Origin of the sequence: Romboutsia lituseburensis, assembly GCF_024723825.1 — a bacterium.
Classification (GTDB): Bacteria; Bacillota; Clostridia; order Peptostreptococcales; family Peptostreptococcaceae; genus Romboutsia_F; species Romboutsia_F lituseburensis_A.
In genome coordinates this window covers 2,835,077-2,852,424 of the sequence record NZ_JANQBQ010000001.1, presented here as the reverse complement: position 1 = coordinate 2,852,424, position 17,348 = coordinate 2,835,077, and the positions used below count along the sequence as shown (strand labels likewise).

The window sequence follows — 17,348 nt, the reverse complement described above, 5'->3', positions numbered from 1 at the left end:
ATGTGTTTTTTATTTTAATAGTATCTATAAATCAGATTAGTATTTTAATAAAAGATAATTAAAATATTGGGGCTTGATTGTTCATTGAGTATCCATCATCTCTAACATCACTCATGTCTATTGTTTCTTCTTTTACTTCAACTTTACTAAGTTTTTTAACTGCTCCATAAGGCTCATTTAATGAAAGCTTATCTCCTCTTCCAGAAATCACCCATAAAATTTTATACCCTTTAGGCTTTACTTTTAAATTTGTCTCTCCTTTACCATCTGTAAAATACACCAATAAGTTAAATTTTTTATTATTAGCATATTCAAAAACAGGTTCAAATTTAGTTGCTCCTCTTATGTTGATTCTATCTTTCACATCTTTTACTGACCTTACTTTATATACGCGTCTAATTTCATTATCACATTCTATAATCGTAATCTCTTGATTGTAGTTTTTAACTATACTAAGTACTTCCTTAATTGCTTGTTTAAATTCTTCATCACTAATACTTCCACTTATATCAATAGCAACTGCTATTTGTGCTTTATGACCTCTAAGTTCTCCTCTTAAATCTAGTCTATTCGGCTGTCTTCTATTTCTTCTTGTTATAGTCTTTTTTTTGTTACTTTCAATAGTTCCCATTAGCCTTTTTAGATACAAGTTCCAAGGCAATTCTCCCTTACTATTTTTAAGTTGTGATATTAATTTATCTAAATAAGATGGAATACTCCCCTTGTGGGCACTATCAATAAATTTTTCTGTAAATTCTTTAAGAGTACTCTCATCTATTTCATTGTAATCTTCCCATATATCATGCGTTTTTTCTGGGCTATACTCCGTCTCTATATCTCCATTGTTATTACTATCATCCTCTACTCCTTCATCATCTGGTTCCATTAAATCTAATTCTGTTTGAATTTTTTCTACATAATATTCAAAAGTTTCATATGGCTCTAACTTTAAAGAGTAATCAAGATTTACTTGTTCTAATGTAGTTGCATATGGTGGCAAATTATTTAAATATTTATTTACTACTATATCCATAGCCATATTAATTGCTAAGGTACTATATCTGCCTTTTATTTCTTTTGATCTTACTAGATGCATCGAAACTACATGTAAAATTTCATGTTTAATTGTACTTTCCATTTGCCTGATATTAAGATTTAAAAAAATTATAGGATTAAAATATATAATATACTTTGCTTCTTTAAAGCTTATAGCCGTTGGGCTGCTTATATCAAATCTTATATCTCTTGCCATTTGAAATAAAAAATATCCAAAAAAATTATCTTTTTCTTCCATAAGGCTTAAATTAACTTTATCTACAAAGTGAAAAAATTCATCTTTAAAATCTTGTGGTACATCTATTTCAAGTTTTTCGCCAGCTCGATTTGCTTTTAACATATCATATGAATTTATAACATCATTTGCTTTATCATAAAGATATTTTGTTTGTTTTTCAAAATAATTTTCCATAATATTATCCTCTTATTAAGCTATAAGTTTGAAAATATGCTTCTACAAAATCTTCATTCTCTATAGCTAATCTGTAGACTTGAATATAATTATTTTTAATATCTTTCATAATACCTACCATTAAATCTCCAGGATATAGTTTTAAAAATTCAATAAATCTATTTATATAATAATTTGAGTTATTAATATCATTTTTAATATTCGATTCTAAAGCCTTTAAAATATTTGTTGCTGATAAATAAAGTCTTGTGTGACCTTCATTTTTTACTTTTTCTATTGTAGAATCACTTAATGTTTTACCTAAAAATACATCTTCATAAGATATTAATGGACTAGCCTCTGATTCAACAAAACTAATAAATTCCTCTGCAATAACTTTTCCAATATTACCTTTTAGCACATTTAAAAATACAGCTCTTGGTATTGAATCTTTTTGCTCTTTATAAACTTTATAACTTTTAGATACTCTTTCATAACTTCTTGGAGTTGCAGATACATCACTTTCATTTATCTTGTGTAAGTATTCCGGGAAAGTTGATATAAACTCTACAACTTTTTGTTCAATTCCTACACTTATAGCCCAATTTAGCCATTGCGTATAATCTGGCTCCATATTTAACCATACAAATCTATTTTCTTGAGCCGCATCCATATCAACAACTTGATAATCAAAGTCTGATCCATACTTGCTTGATGGATTCATTGCTGCTAATATTTTTACATCTTCGTTTAGCTTATATCCATTGATTTCTCTATTTAATATTAAGTTCATAAGTTCTTGTTGCACGGTATGTTCACAACGATTTATCTCATCTATAAATAATAAAACTATATTTCCTTTAGATATTTCTTCATCGATTTCTTTTAACTTATTATGAACAGCATAAACTGTTGTTTTCTTTTCGATTTGACTACCATTAGAGTTAACACCTACATAAGATTCTATAGTTGGAAGACCTCCTATTTCACCTTCTTTAAGTAAATTACCATCAATAACAATTAAACTCCATTTATTTTCTTTAGCAAGTTTTTTAGCTAAAGCTGTTTTTCCGATTCCACTCTGTCCAACTACTAGAGGCACTTCACCTGTTAATAATACTAAGTCAACGCTCTTTAATGTATCTATAAAATTCATATTATTATCTCCTATATCATCTTTAATTTTTCGTCTACAGCTATTTTTTTAGCTTTTTTACTTCCATACTTGTAAACAAACATTACTTTATCCATTGTCATAGTGTCATTTTTTCTATCTATAGTACTACAATTTAAGTAATCTCTAACATATTTTTCTTCAATATCTTCCTTTGACAGTACTTGTTTTAATGCATCTTCTACTTCTTCTTTTGTTATTTTTTTAGAAACATATTTAATAACTAAAATATTTGACTTTAAAAATTCTACTATTTTATCTTTATCTAAATCATTTATAAAGCTTATAGCCGCTTCATTCTCTTTTACAGCTTTAAGTTGTGTGCTAAACTTAGGTGATTTTATATATCTTAATGCATCATAACTTATTTTTACAGCTTGATGTTGAACACTTTCACATGGCTCTTTTATATATTTTATTGCATCATAGTTATTTGTTACTGCTAATAGCTGTAACTCTTCGTTTGGGTTTTTTACGTATTGAATAGCCCATCCCGATTTATTTAGAGCTAACTTTATTACCTTATCCGTTGGATTTTTAATATATTCTAAAATACTCCAGCCACCATTTATAGCCTTTAGCATCATTTCTTCTGTTGGATTATTTATATACTTAATAGCTCTAGCATTATTTTCTATAGCTAAATTTTTCATTTCTTCTGTTGGATTTTCTATATATTCTAATACAAGTCCATTTTTATTTATAGCTAATATCTTCATCTCATCTGTTGGATTATCTATTGTCGATATAATATTAGGATTGTTTTTTATCATTTGAATAATTTTTGCTTCTTCCATAACATGCCTTCCTATTTATCATTAATTTTAATTTTTATTTAAATATAATTATTACTTATTATAATTAATATACTTTTTGAACTAATTTAAACATAATAATTATACCAATTCTAATAAAAATAACTAATTTTTATTAGAAACTCATATAACAAATGTATTAAGAGTATGTATTACTAACAATTGTAAGGAAAATAATATTAAATTTTAAAATAAATTCATATAGATATAAATAATATAAGAATTTCATTATAATAATAAATTTTTTAAATAAATAAGTACATAAATAAAGAGTACATATCAATAAAAATATATACCCTTTATTTATGTAATATACTTTTTAAATTGCATTCTAAAAATAGAATTATATAGAACTACATATTCTCTCATCTATACTAAATAAAATAAGAGAAAAAATTAATATAAAGGCTGCAATCCATATTGATTTATTTCCTATATATATAGTCGCTCTACCTCCTATAAAAGCTCCAAATAAAAATGAAAAAATAATTGTAAAATATCGAATGGATCTTATAGCTGATTCACGATTTTTTTTTGTGATGGCAATATAAGCTTCATATGAAGCCGTCCTTAAATTACCTGTAGTCATTGTTGTGCTATATGGAGAGTCAACTAACTTACGAAATGTACATATTTGTACTGAAGATACAAATGAAATTACAACATTAACAAAACTGTCTGGAACAGTCTTAGGTAAAAAACCTATTATAAAAAGTAATATGATTTCAATAATTAATATTACACGCGCTGAATCCCTTATTAAAATTAGTGGTGACCTTTTCTTTATTATTTCAGTAACTATTACGCCTAATATAAAAGCTAAAATAGGTGGTACATACATTAATGCTTGTGCAAAATCACCTTTGGAAATCTCTACCCCCACTAATACAATATTCCCTGTTTGAGCATTTGCAAAAACTCCACCTCTACCTACAAATGTATATGCATCCAAAAATCCTCCAACAATTGCAAGAAATACCCCTAGATGTACGGATTCGGATGTAACACTATTCAGACGTGCTTTTATCTTATATCTCTGCATTACACCTTTAGTATCCAACTTTATAATACTTCCTTTCAATATAATATTATTTTGCCACTCCATTTTATATACTATTAATATTATATAGCAGTGTTGAATATTTTTTCAATTTAGAACCTTTTCTATAAATTATTTTTTATTATAAAAAACCAAGTTGAATTTATATTCCACTTGGTCTTTAGTTAATACTATCTATTCTATTTTTTATTATTTTCAACTTCATTAAATTGAGAGTTCATAATTATTATATCTACTCTTCTATTAGTTGACTTTCCTTCTGCCGTGCTGTTATCAACCTTTGGTCTATATTCTCCATATCCTGTTGCAGATAATCGCTCCGGCTTTACGCCTGCTTTATTAATTAAAATTTGAGCTACATTACTAGCTCTCATCACTGATAAATCCCAGTTCGATTTAAATATCTCATTGTGCATAGGAACAGAATCAGTATGACCTTCGATTCTTATATAACTATCACTTATTATAGACTGATTTATAATTTTACTTATTGTAATTAACTTATCAGTTTGTTCAGGTCTTACTTCAGCTTTACCACTATCAAAGAATAAAGAATCTTTAAAACTAACAACTAACCCTCTTTTTTCTATAGTTGTACTAACACTTGCTGATAAATTATTTTCTTTTAAATATTTATCTAAGTTTTCTTTTACTTTTTTTAATTTAGCATCTTCAGATAATCCATTTCCTATTTCTCCGCCCATGTTACTACCAGTATCTGCAATAGCAGTACCATCGCCCATTGCTTGGTTTAAAGCAGTTGTTAATTTCTCATATTTCTTTTGATCTAAAGTACTCATCGCATACATTATTATAAAGAAAATCATTAATAATGTTATAAAATCTGCATATGAAAGTAACCAACGTTCATGATTTTGATGCTCTTCTTCTTCCTCATGTTTTTTCCTTTTATGCAACGTCAGCACCCTCCTTATTTAAATTCTCAAGATATCTAGAGTCCAACTTCGCTTGATCTTTTCTATCTAAGAAACTTTTAAGTGTATCTGTTAAATTAGTCGAGCTTACCTTTTCTTGTACTAATGATAGAGCTTCTATTATTATTTCTTTTTGCAATTGTTCATCCTTTGCTAAATTTTTAAGCCTAGTTGCTATTGGAAGAAATATTAAGTTTGCACTACCAAGTCCATAAAGTGTAGCTAAGAAAGCAGCTGATATGCTAGCACCTAATGCGTTCATATCAGCTTTAGCTAATCCTCCAAGAACATGTACCAGCCCTAATACAGTCCCTACAATCCCCATAGTAGGTGCTGTTCCTCCAGCTGATTCAAACATAGATGCATAAGTTTTATGTCTCTTAAAACTCATTTCTGATTCGATTTCTAACATATTTCGGATATAATCAGGGTGTACTCCATCCACCACTAACTGAAGTCCCTTTTTCATGAATGGATCCATATTTTCATTTTCTTCTATTTCAGATTCAAGACTTAAGAAACCTTCTTTTTTTGCTTTATCTAACACGTGATTAAAATAAACAATTAACTCTACTAAGTCTGCTGACTTTCTAGTAAATGCTACACGTAGTACTCTACCTATATTTTTTATTTGTTTCAGAGTAAAAGATGTTCCCAAAGAACCAAAAGTTCCTCCAAAAACAATTACAAAAGAAGTCCATGATATAAGTGCTGCTGCATGTCCACCTTCACCTAAAAAACCTACTATTAAAAATACAAAACCTAGTATTAAAAAAATTAAACCAGACATAATCTTTTGTTCCTCCTTCTATATTAATTTATCTTAAAGCATTTTTAGATTCTTAGATTATATTATCGACCTTTTTATTTATATGTTAAGGGATTTTTATGTTATATTTTTTTAACATACATTTATTGAATTTACTAAATATACATTAAAAAGACCCTTATTTAAGGATCTTTTTCATACGTATATACTATCATAGTATATATTATATTTGATGAGCTTTAGTTATATTAAAGCTGGGTCTTTTTCAAGTAGTTTAACAGCCTTATCCACTCTTTCAATTGCATCTTGTACCATGTATCTTGGGCAAGCTATATTCATTCTAAAGAACTTAGAGTCTACATCTCCAAATGATGTTCCATTATTTAAAGCAACTTTTCCTTCCTCAATAAGAGCTTTTGATATTTCTTGGTTGCTTAAATTTAATTCTCTAAAATCAAACCATACTAAATATGTTCCTTCTGGCTTAATTATTTTTACTTTTGGTATATTTTTTTTTACATAGTCTATAACAAAATCAACATTTCCTTCTAAGTACTCTACAAGTTCATCTAACCATTCTTCACCTTTATTAAATGCAGCCTCCATAGCTACTAAACTAAATGGATTATTTCTTTTTATATCTAGCGCTCCCAGTTTAGAATCAAATAAATCTAATTCGTCTTTTCTTGGAAATACTGCAAATGACGCTTGTAATCCTGCTAAGTTAAATGTTTTTGTTGCTGAAAAACAAGTTATTGTAATGTTTTCTACTTCTTTAGATAATGATGCAAATGCTGTAAACTCATGTCCTCTATAAACTAAGTCTCTCCATATTTCATCTGCTATAACTCTTACGTCATACTTTAAGCATATATCTGCTATTTTTTGTAGTTCCTCTTTTTTCCATACTCTTCCTACTGGATTATGAGGATTACATAATATAAACCACTTTAAGTTTTCATCTTTAGCTTTATCCTCAAAATCTTCAAAGTCAATTTTCCAATTTCCATTGTCATCTTGTATAAGTTTATTTTCTATTAGTGTTTTGTTACTGTTTTTAACAGTACCTGCGAAAGGTGGATATACAGGCGTTTGTATCATTATTTTATCTGTATTTTTAGCAAAATTCTTTAATAATATAGATATAGTTGGAATTACACCAGGTGAATGTATTATTGATGTAGGTTCTATATCATAGTTATATCTTTTTTTTGACCAATCTATTGCACTTTGATAATATGAATCTGGTCTTGATACATATCCAAATATTTTTTGAGCTAATTTATTTTTCATTTCTTCTAATATTTCTGGAGCTGTTTCAAAATCCATATCAGCTATCCACATTGGAATTAAGTCCTTTTTACCGAAGTTCTTTTCCATCTCATTCCACTTAGCAGAATTGTTATTTATTCTATTTACTATTTTATCAAAATTATATTTCATTTTAATTCCCCCTTAATTATATTGCCTCTATTTTTTATATCTATATAATCTTTTCTAACTTACTTTTGATGCTTTTATATACTCTTTTTCTTCTTTTGTTCTTAATAATCCAAATTGGATGGTTATAACTGTTGATAGTAGCAGAAGAATTGGATAAAATGCATATTGTAATACTTCAATTGGAGATATACCTGCAAGTCCAGTTGTTATTAACATAGCTCCATCATGTGGACAAATTGAAAGTAATGCACAAGCAAATATGTCTAATAAACTAGCAAGTCTCTTTGGTGAAATATTAAATTTAAAACCTATTTCTTTAGCTATTGGAGCAGATATTATTATCGCTATTGTGTTGTTTACAAGAGACATTGAAAGTAATCCAGCAAGTAGACCAATTCCATACTCTGCCCCTTTTCTATCTTTTATGCTAGATGTTATTTTTTCAATTAACCAATCTATACCACCATAATGCTTAACAAGTCCTATCAATCCAGAAACCAATATTGCAAGTATAGTAATACTCATCATTTCTTCCATTCCAGTTCCTACTGCTTGAATAAATCCTAAAAAATTTATCGAGTTAGTTGCTAATCCTATAGCTCCACTCATTATAATTCCTATAATCAATACACCCACAACATTGAATCCTATCATCGCAGTTATAAGCACTACAATATATGGTACTATTTTAATTATGCTGTATGATAAGTCGCCCTCTATTTGACCAGATCCACCTATGAATGCGTATATTCCCATTGTAATTAATGCTGCTGGAAGTGCTATAAAGAAGTTCATCTTAAACTTATCTTTCATTTCACAACCAACACCTTTTGTTGCAGAAATAGTTGTATCTGATATAATGGATAAATTGTCACCAAAATAAGCTCCTCCTATTACAGCAGCGCATGCTATTGCAACATTTAAATCTGCTTTTGCGGCAACACCTATAGCTATGGGTGCCATCGCTGCTACAGTCCCCATTGATGTTCCTATAGATGTAGCTATGAAACTACTCATTGCAAATACACCTGGAATAAGTAGTGCAGGAGGTATGAAAGAAAGTCCCATATTTACAACACTATCAACTCCACCCATAGAACGTGCTGCACCCTGAAAACCTCCTGCTAGTAAATATATCAATCCTATAAGCATAACCCCTGAATTACCAGCATTTTTAGAGAAAACTTCTATTTTTTCATCTAACTTCATTGTTCTATTCATAAGTAAAGCAATTCCTATACCAATCATAAGTGCTACGTGTCTTGGAAATTGTTTAAATGCATCTTCAGCTCCTGTAAATGTAAAGTAAAGTCCACTACCTATATATAATGCTAAAAATATAATAAGTGGTAAGAATGCAATTGCACCGTATTGTTTTGTTATCTTTTTTTCATTCATATTTAATCCCCCTTCTGAAATCGTTATCCTAATGATTGTAATTTACCTATATTGATTAATTTTAAGACTTAATTTGCACAATATAAGTTTTAATTACTTACTAATATAAATAAGCAAATGTCATGCCAACTTTATATTTTTTTATTTCTCTTTTATTAAACCTATAAAATCCAGCTATTTACAGTCACTTATTTATATATTTTTATCTCTTAATCGATGTAATATAATAAATAGGTTGCTAACTAACCTATTTCTCATCCATTTGAACCATTTTATCAACCATTTCTACCCCTTTTAAAGTTAACTCAGTTCCTTTTCTGCCCCTTGAAACTTCAACTAGCTGCTTCTTTGCTAAATATGAAATTATAGTTCTAACCTCTTGTTCTGATAAAGGACACTGGCTATTTTGTGACGATTGAGAAATATTTTTTCTTCCTAAGGAAATATTTTCTTTTTTAGCATCATAAAGTGTTTTTAAGACATATATATACTTTTCTAATTTTTCATTTGGAAGTATCTTCATTAAAAGTGTGTTATCAAAATTTCTAGCATAAAAAATTTCATTAAAATTATTTTCCTCTAAGAATGTAGATGGTAAGTCTTCGATATCTATCAAAGGTTTGTCTACATAAGCTAAATACTCTATTACATTTCTTAATTCTCTTATGTTTCCTTCCCATTCATAATTTATAAATACATTTTTTACCTCATCAGATAACTTAAATTCAGTTCCTATACTTTTTTTTATTTCATCTGCAATTAATAAAACATCATCTTTTCTATCTCTAAGCGGTGGAATATTAATAGGTAAAGCATTTATTCTATAATATAAATCTTTTCTAAACTTCCCTTGCTCTACCATATCTTTTATATTTTCATTACTTGCTGCAATTATCTTAACATCTATATTAATAATTTTTTCGCTCCCAATTCTTATAACTTCTTTCTCTTGCAATACCCTTAATAACTTAACCTGTAAACTTTGACTCATATTTTCTATTTCATCTAGAAACAACGTTCCTGTATGAGCATATTCAAATAAACCAGCTTTTCCACCTTTCTTTGCACCAGTAAATGCACCTTCTTCATATCCAAATAATTCACTTTCCAAAAGATTTTCTGGTAGTGCTGCACAGTTTATAGCCACAAAAGGCATTTCACTTCTCGGTGATGCATTATGTATTGCATGTGCAAATAATTCTTTCCCTGTCCCACTTTCTCCATATATTAATATAGATGCATTTGATTTAGACATTTTTTCTGCAATTTGTTTTACCTTCTTTAATATAGGGCAATTACCTTTTATATCATCAAATTCATACTTTGCCTTATGACCTCTATTTAATAATTGAAGTCTTAGCTTTCTTTGCTTGTCCTCTTCATCCTTAAACCTTTCTATAATAGCGAAGTATCCCTTAAAATTTTCATTTTCTACAATTGAAGTTGTTCTTAGGGAAACTAAAACACCTTTTATAGTTATAAGCTTCACATCATTTGTTAGTAAGTTATCCTTATACACATTAAGAGGCATAAATGGTAGCGACTCATCTGTAGTCTTACCTAGAGCATCATCTTTTTTCATATGTAATATATTTTCTGCTGCTTTGTTAAACTCAAATATTCTATTATTAACATCTATACCAATTACTCCAATATCAATTGAATCTAATACTAAATCAAATTTAAGCTCTATATTTGATACTTTTCTACTTAATTCGTCTATTCCATAATCTCTTTCAGCAAGATCTTGTATATAAGATTTAAATGGTTTAGTACTCATTATTTCCGATATATCAAGCTTCAAAATCATCTCAACTAAAACTCTTTCTGTAAAAACCCTTCCTCCTAAATCAATAACCTCCTCTATGAAATCAGGAATATATCTACTTTCACCACATGTTACAGCTATTTTTATATCTTTATATTCATTAATATCTTTCATATTATCAATTGGCCCTAATGGAATAAAATTTATATCATTAATACCTATGCGATTTAATGTTGATATAGCTTCCATAGCCATATTTTTACTTAGATTAACCATTAAAGCATTTGAATCTTGTGGTATTTTCCTTACTTTTTTAATGCTATTTTTTTTAAAAGTTATACTTGATATTACTACATTGCTATTTTCTGGTATACAAGACATTGAATATTCAAAAACATTAGATGATGTTGAACAAACTAAATAAAGGTCTGCTTTTATCATATTTTCAAATCCATTTTCATCTAGGCTATAATAAAAAAACTCTATAGTTTTTGCAAATATATCTTCTAGATAATTTGAGTAAAATTCATTAGACTTTTTTGAAACACACATTACTGCAACTCTTTTTTTCATAAATATTCCCCCTTTTAAAATTAAATAATCTTAGTTAGTAATAGCATTAAGTTTAATTATTTTTATAAATTTTATTTACATAAAGTATATTTTCTATTATACTATTATCTAGTGGGAACTTGTACATATGTATAAGTATACGCTAGCCCAAATAAAGGCACCTATCTTTTGATAGGTGCCTTTCCGTTTTTATTTAATTTTATCATTTTTTAACTATAGTTTGTCTCTAATGATAATTCTCTATAATTTTGATATAATAATATTAAATTAAACTTAGGAGATTTATAAAATGAATAAAAATTTTAATAATAGCAGTTCTAGTAAATATGCCTGGAATGGTGCCATGATTTTAGATAAAGTACAAGAAATTTTAGACTGTAACAATATAGATGATTTAGAATTTAATGAAGAAACTCTAAAGAATCTAAAAGAAAGACTAAATGAAAATATCACTTTAAAAGAAATAAATGAGTCTGCATATTTAGTAGCTCAAAATATTGATGAACTAAAAATTTGCCCTGATGAAGAGATAAAAGATTATATATTAAAATTGAAAAATTATTTAGATAGTACTAATGTAACATTAATTAAAGGAGAATTTAAAGGAATTGAATTTGATGTTCATAGAGATTCATCTATAGAGGATGTGTTCAAAGAGTATTATTCTAAGTATGATGATATATATGGAATATCTGAAATGCTATCAGATTTAGGTTTAAAATAATTTTATATAATTGATACACTAATATTTTTAATATTTATATTATTGCTATCATTCTTAAATAAAAAAGTATCCCTTAAAAGTGATACTTTTTTTATACTTATTATTATTTTTATGTTTACCTTTTCCTAATTATCGTTATTAATCATATATCTTCACTTGCATAAAAAAATAATAACTTTGCATATATTTTTTTATTTTTTTCAAAAAAAAATTCACTCAATTATTTTCACTAGTTAAATCAGCTCCTATGTGTATTTATCCCGTCTCAAAGTTTTCTTTAATTTTCAGACAATTAACATTTAGTGATTCATTTCCGTTATTTTTCATCATTATCGCCTTTACTAAAATAAATTTTTAAGTTATTATATATATTATTGAACCATAAATCGACAAATCGACAAAGAAAGGAGATTAAACATTATGGAATTAAATTTAAACATATATGAAACTATGGCATTAGTTTCAGTCATATTTTATATAGGTAAATATATAAGAAATAAATTTTCTGTACTATCAAAATATTGTATTCCACCATCAGTGGTAGGTGGATTTATATTTGCGATATTAGTACTTATACTTAAATTAAATAATATAGCCACAATAAATTTAGATACATCATTACAAGAATTATTCATGACAGCATTCTTTACTAGTATAGGATTTACTGCTAGTTTTAAATTATTAAAGCAAGGTGGAATTAAAGTAATAACATTCCTCGGATTAGCTATACTTTTAGTAGTACTTCAAAATATAGTTGGTGTAAGTCTTGCATCAGTATTTAATTTAAATCCTTTACTTGGACTTTGTACTGGCTCAATACCTATGGTTGGAGGTCATGGGACGGCGGGTTCATTTGGACCAATGATTGAAAATATGGGTATCACTGGTGCGACTACAGTATCATTTGCATCAGCAACATTTGGATTAATTATGGGAAGTTTAATCGGTGGATTAGTAGCAAGATCATTAATAAATAATCACAAATTAAAAACTGTACATGATGAAAACTCAAGTACTCCTATAGATGAAGTTGGAGATTACAATGAGGAAAGTCACAATATATTATGTCATAAAACATTAATGACTGCAGCTGGGCTTTTATTTGTAGCTATGGGACTTGGTTCTATCATCTCTGATTTTATACAAAAATTAGGATTAACATTCCCTTCATATATAGGTGCAATGTTAACAGCAGCTATCATAAGAAATATTTATGATCTTATGAATAAGAAAATTTTAGAAAAAGAAATCGAAACTTTAGGTGGATTAAGCTTATCTTTCTTTTTAACTATGGCATTAATGGGGCTTAAGCTTTGGGAACTATTTGATTTAGCATTACCACTTGTAATTATGCTGATTGCTCAAGTTATGCTAGTAGGTTTATTTGCTTACTTTATAACATTTAGAGTGCTTGGAGGTAATTATGAAGCAGCGGTATTTGCATCTGCTACTTGTGGTTTTGCAATGGGTGCTACTCCGAATGCTATAGCTAATATGGATGAGCTTACAAATAGGTACGGATTCGCTCCTACTCCTTACTTTGTAGTTCCAATAGTTGGTTGTTTATTTATTGATTTTTTTAACTCGACTATTATAACACTTTTCATAAACTTTATACACTAAATCCGGAACTTAATGTATACAATAAACATATATTTTAAAACCCCAATACCTATAAAATTTATAGGTATTGGGGTTTTAACTAATTTTTACTTATATTATTTATCTAAATAAATTGGCGAATATTTTAGCGCTTTAAGTTCCTTAATATCTCTTACCTCTTGACCATCATTTAAATCATATATTTGTAGTAAAACATGATTTACACGTTGAGCATAATAATCATCACTATAAAAATATTGATATTCATATTTAGGTTCGTCTTTATAAGATAACTTATAAAGTATACCTTCATAACTTGCATTCCTTGCTTTTTCTTTTGTTATATTATCTATATCATCTTTTAAAACTCCTTGCTCTACCATATATTTGTTAATGTATTTTTCAGCTTCATTCCATGGCTTAAAGTAATTATTATATATAAAAAATCCCGTAAACCCTATAATTAATACTAATAAAATAGTTATATATTTTTTCATATAAATCTCCTTATTTTAATAAAAGTTGCAATATTTAAATTCATTGTAATGAGCTTTAGCCTCTATATAAATGTTTTAATGATCTAAGACTTCGCAATATCAAAATCATAGTTACAAATTAATTGTAAGGTTTTAATGTATTTTCCGTCTTTTTCAACTTGGACAACTTGAATCTGTATATAATTCTTATAAGGAAGTTCTACTAGACCCCCTTCTCCATTAAATGTTTTTTTTACTGCTTCAAATAACTCTTTCTCTGTTAATTTAGTATTTGTTAATGACTTAAATATGTTATATATAGCTTTGATATATTTATCATTCTCAGATAATTCCATATCCCCAAGATATTCCTTAGCACACAAAATATTTAGTGTCGCCTTACCCTTTTTATAATCTTCAGATATAGAATAATTTAGACTTTGAATAGATTTTGTAGGAGGGCTTTCGAATCCTCCTATGGACAATACAAAACTACCATCTGAAGTTGAATCTGCAACTATAAGTCCACTATCAGTTATAGCTTTAGAGAACTTTTTAGATAGATCTTGTTTAACATAATACACTCCATCTAGAGTATTCATTTTTTTTGAGTAGTATTCAAACAGCTTAACAGATTCACCTCCTTTAGTTACTTCAGTTTCAATTGAACCTTTTGATGAATTGTCAAAAGGTGTACATCCTACAATTAAACCTGCACTTATACTTGAAACTAACATCATAGCTAATATAGATTTTTTTACTTTCATATACTTCTTTCCTCCACTGTATCTAACCCATTTTAATAAATATCATAAAATTTATAAATTCTTATTATACAAAAATAAGGATGATATCTTTTGCAATTAAAAGATATCATCCTTACTTTTTAACATCAATATATATGACCCAACTAGTACTTTAATCGACCCAACTGTCATTATTTTGATTCAATGGTATAAATATATTTACTGTAAATTTTTCTTTATCATCTTCAAATAATATTTCCCCATTATATTTTTCTAAAGATGATTTAATGCTTTGAATTCCAATTCCATGTATAAATTTATCCATTTTATCTGTTAATAGTTTATTTTTATTAAATTTCAGAATATTAACTTTGCTATTTTCACATTTGATTACAAAGTAGGATTTTGAAATAGTTCCTTTTGTTATAATATATCTATTAACTTTTTCATCATGTATTTTATCACAAGCTTCTATTGCATTATCTAAGACATTAGCAAATATACTGGATACATCTATAGGTCTTATAAAGTTAACTTTCAAAAAATTTATGTCACAAATAAATTTAATTCCTTTTTTTGTACATATATCACTTTTTTCATTTACTATAATATCTAATATAATATTGCCCGTATTATATACTGATTTAAATTCTTTAATCTCATCTTTTAAGCTGCTTACATATTCATTAATTTCTACATTATTATTTTTAAGATTTTCTATGCAACATATATGATTATTTATATCATGGTAAAGCTTTTTAACTTTTATATGAGATTCCTGAATGCTTAAATAATGAGAATACTGCATATCTAGTTTATTTTTTATTATTTCATTTTGAGATTGTATTTTGTTCTCTCGGATTATTTTTATAAATAATACAATAATGACTAGACTACTGACTAGTATTAACTTTGGAGTTACAATATATCCCACTACATATAGTTCTGAATATCCACCAACTCTCTCCATCTTCTTATTTATATAAATTATAATTATCGTAATTAAATTTGCCATTAAAGCAATTGATAAATATATATAATTTATTTTATCATCTTTATATAACTGTAATTTGTTACTCAAAAACCTAAACGTTAAGTAGACTATTAAGTAGATAACTATCATTACTAAGTATGTATATGTCTCAACTTTAGCATTATCATAACTAGAAACCAATAGAGCTTTCTCTGATGAAATCACATTACCTGTAACTACAAAAAATAAATTTCTAGATATAACGTCCCTTATCAAAGAATAATATACATCAAATAAGAAAAAAGAAACTATGTATTTAATAATTCCTATTTTATAGAAATAATTATAATATACTCCCCACATAATAAACGTTAAGATATAAATAATATTATGGTCAAAAGTTTTATCTCTGTTAAACAATATAATCATTTTTACTGTAGAATAATTTAATGCTAATAAAATAAAAAAAGAAAACTTTTTACCACTACATGTGTCTTTATTATAAGTTAATATACTTTTTAATATAATCATTTGTGTAAATATTGATAATATCAACAATGCATCTGCTTTATAATTTAGCATATTCTATCACCAAGAAATTTCAAGAATTTTTCTTTTACATCTTTATATCTATATCTACTTATAGGCACTTCTTGTCCACATTCTAATATAGCAACATTTTGCTTTATATTTTCAACATAGTTCAAATTAATTAAAAAGCTTTTATGACATCGTATAAAGTTATCTAGATTTAAATCTTTCTCTATTTTTTCTAAACTATATCGTACATCAAAATTTTTATTTATTGTATGTATTAACATATTCTTTTTTTGAACTTCTACATACGTTATTTCATTTGAATGAATTTTGTATGTGTTAGATTTATTTTTTATTACAATATAATTCTTTTTATTAACTTCAATTTCTTTAATGCAATTTAATACATGTTTTTTTAATTCTTCTAATTCTATAGGCTTTAACAAATATCTATAAGCTCTTACTTCATATCCATCTTGTACATAGTCAATTAAAGATGTTATAAATATTATTTCCATTTTATTGTCTACCGTTCTAATTTTTCTTGCAGTATCCATTCCATTCATTTTTCCCATTTGTATATCAAGAAGTAGTATATCTATTCCTTTTAAATCACATTCGATCAATTCTTCTCCAGATCTATATTTTTGTATTTTATATTCTATCTCTATATCTTTTAATATGTTATTAATATACCTTTCTATTAAACATTGCATTTTTTCTTCATCTTCACAAATTGCTATATTAATCATAAAGTCTCCTTCTCATACTCCCTTTATTATACTCCAATAAATTTATAAATTTTCTGTACCTAACAACTCTAGGATAACACTTTTAAATTATTTTTATCAACATTACCAATTAAATAGTCACAAAAAAATGGCAGGTTAATTTTAAAATTAACCCTG

15 protein-coding genes are annotated in these 17,348 nt (G+C 27.0%); 2 read left to right on the top strand and 13 right to left on the bottom strand.

The features are described from left to right. Positions 1 to 58: 58 nt before the first annotated feature. The 9 genes from NWE74_RS13920 to NWE74_RS13880 form a co-directional block, all read right to left on the bottom strand. Positions 59 to 1,468 carry a VWA-like domain-containing protein gene (locus tag NWE74_RS13920; RefSeq protein WP_258243596.1) on the bottom strand — a complete coding sequence of 470 codons (1,410 nt, stop codon included), beginning with the start codon at positions 1,466 to 1,468 and terminating at the stop codon, positions 59 to 61. Between the two features lie 4 nt (positions 1,469 to 1,472). Beyond that, on the bottom strand, positions 1,473 to 2,603 hold the full coding sequence (locus NWE74_RS13915) for an ATP-binding protein (protein WP_258243595.1): 1,131 nt from the start codon (positions 2,601 to 2,603) through the stop codon (positions 1,473 to 1,475). An 11-nt stretch (positions 2,604 to 2,614) separates the two neighbouring features. Further along, positions 2,615 to 3,418 (bottom strand): hypothetical protein, encoded by an 804-nt coding sequence (locus NWE74_RS13910; protein WP_258243594.1) that lies wholly within the window; start codon positions 3,416 to 3,418, stop codon positions 2,615 to 2,617. A gap of 361 nt (positions 3,419 to 3,779) precedes the next feature. Continuing rightward, positions 3,780 to 4,496 carry a YoaK family protein gene (locus NWE74_RS13905; RefSeq protein WP_330666383.1) on the bottom strand — a complete coding sequence of 239 codons (717 nt, stop codon included), beginning with the start codon at positions 4,494 to 4,496 and terminating at the stop codon, positions 3,780 to 3,782. Positions 4,497 to 4,675: 179 nt separating this feature from the next. Then, positions 4,676 to 5,413, bottom strand: coding sequence for a flagellar motor protein MotB (locus NWE74_RS13900; protein WP_258243593.1), 738 nt, complete (start codon positions 5,411 to 5,413; stop codon positions 4,676 to 4,678). Continuing rightward, positions 5,406 to 6,221: a motility protein A gene (locus tag NWE74_RS13895; protein ID WP_258243592.1), complete on the bottom strand. Its 816-nt coding sequence runs from the start codon at positions 6,219 to 6,221 to the stop codon at positions 5,406 to 5,408. Before NWE74_RS13895 ends, NWE74_RS13900 begins: the two co-directional genes overlap by 8 nt. A 222-nt stretch (positions 6,222 to 6,443) precedes the next feature. After that, entirely contained in the window at positions 6,444 to 7,643 is a 1,200-nt protein-coding gene (locus tag NWE74_RS13890; RefSeq protein WP_258243591.1) for a MalY/PatB family protein, read from the bottom strand. A 54-nt stretch (positions 7,644 to 7,697) separates the two neighbouring features. Beyond that, positions 7,698 to 9,041, bottom strand: a complete 1,344-nt coding sequence (locus NWE74_RS13885; RefSeq protein WP_258243590.1) for a Na+/H+ antiporter NhaC family protein — start codon at positions 9,039 to 9,041, stop codon at positions 7,698 to 7,700. A gap of 247 nt (positions 9,042 to 9,288) precedes the next feature. Then, positions 9,289 to 11,382: a sigma-54 interaction domain-containing protein gene (locus NWE74_RS13880; protein ID WP_258243589.1), complete on the bottom strand. Its 2,094-nt coding sequence runs from the start codon at positions 11,380 to 11,382 to the stop codon at positions 9,289 to 9,291. Positions 11,383 to 11,671: 289 nt separating this feature from the next. Between NWE74_RS13880 and NWE74_RS13875 the strand changes: the two genes are divergently transcribed. Both NWE74_RS13875 and gltS read left to right on the top strand, forming a co-directional pair. Then, on the top strand, positions 11,672 to 12,106 hold the full coding sequence (locus tag NWE74_RS13875) for a hypothetical protein (protein WP_258243588.1): 435 nt from the start codon (positions 11,672 to 11,674) through the stop codon (positions 12,104 to 12,106). Between the two features lie 420 nt (positions 12,107 to 12,526). After that, a complete protein-coding gene (gene gltS, locus NWE74_RS13870) occupies positions 12,527 to 13,729 on the top strand; it encodes a sodium/glutamate symporter (RefSeq protein ID WP_258243587.1) in 1,203 nt (400 codons plus the stop codon). 95 nt (positions 13,730 to 13,824) lie between these two features. Here the strand turns inward: gltS and NWE74_RS13865 are convergent, their stop codons facing one another. The 4 genes from NWE74_RS13865 to NWE74_RS13850 all read right to left on the bottom strand — a co-directional run bounded on the left by NWE74_RS13865 (position 13,825) and on the right by NWE74_RS13850 (position 17,192). Next, entirely contained in the window at positions 13,825 to 14,205 is a 381-nt protein-coding gene (locus NWE74_RS13865) for a DUF3139 domain-containing protein (protein WP_258243586.1), read from the bottom strand. Between the two features lie 83 nt (positions 14,206 to 14,288). Then, complete coding sequence (locus tag NWE74_RS13860; RefSeq protein ID WP_258243585.1) at positions 14,289 to 14,951, bottom strand: hypothetical protein; 663 nt, start codon at positions 14,949 to 14,951, stop codon at positions 14,289 to 14,291. A 151-nt stretch (positions 14,952 to 15,102) separates the two neighbouring features. After that, on the bottom strand, positions 15,103 to 16,485 hold the full coding sequence (locus NWE74_RS13855; protein ID WP_258243584.1) for an ATP-binding protein: 1,383 nt from the start codon (positions 16,483 to 16,485) through the stop codon (positions 15,103 to 15,105). Beyond that, positions 16,479 to 17,192, bottom strand: a complete 714-nt coding sequence (locus NWE74_RS13850) for a LytR/AlgR family response regulator transcription factor (RefSeq protein ID WP_258243583.1) — start codon at positions 17,190 to 17,192, stop codon at positions 16,479 to 16,481. The genes NWE74_RS13855 and NWE74_RS13850 overlap by 7 nt, the downstream gene beginning before the upstream one ends. Between the last annotated feature and the right edge of the window lie 156 nt (positions 17,193 to 17,348).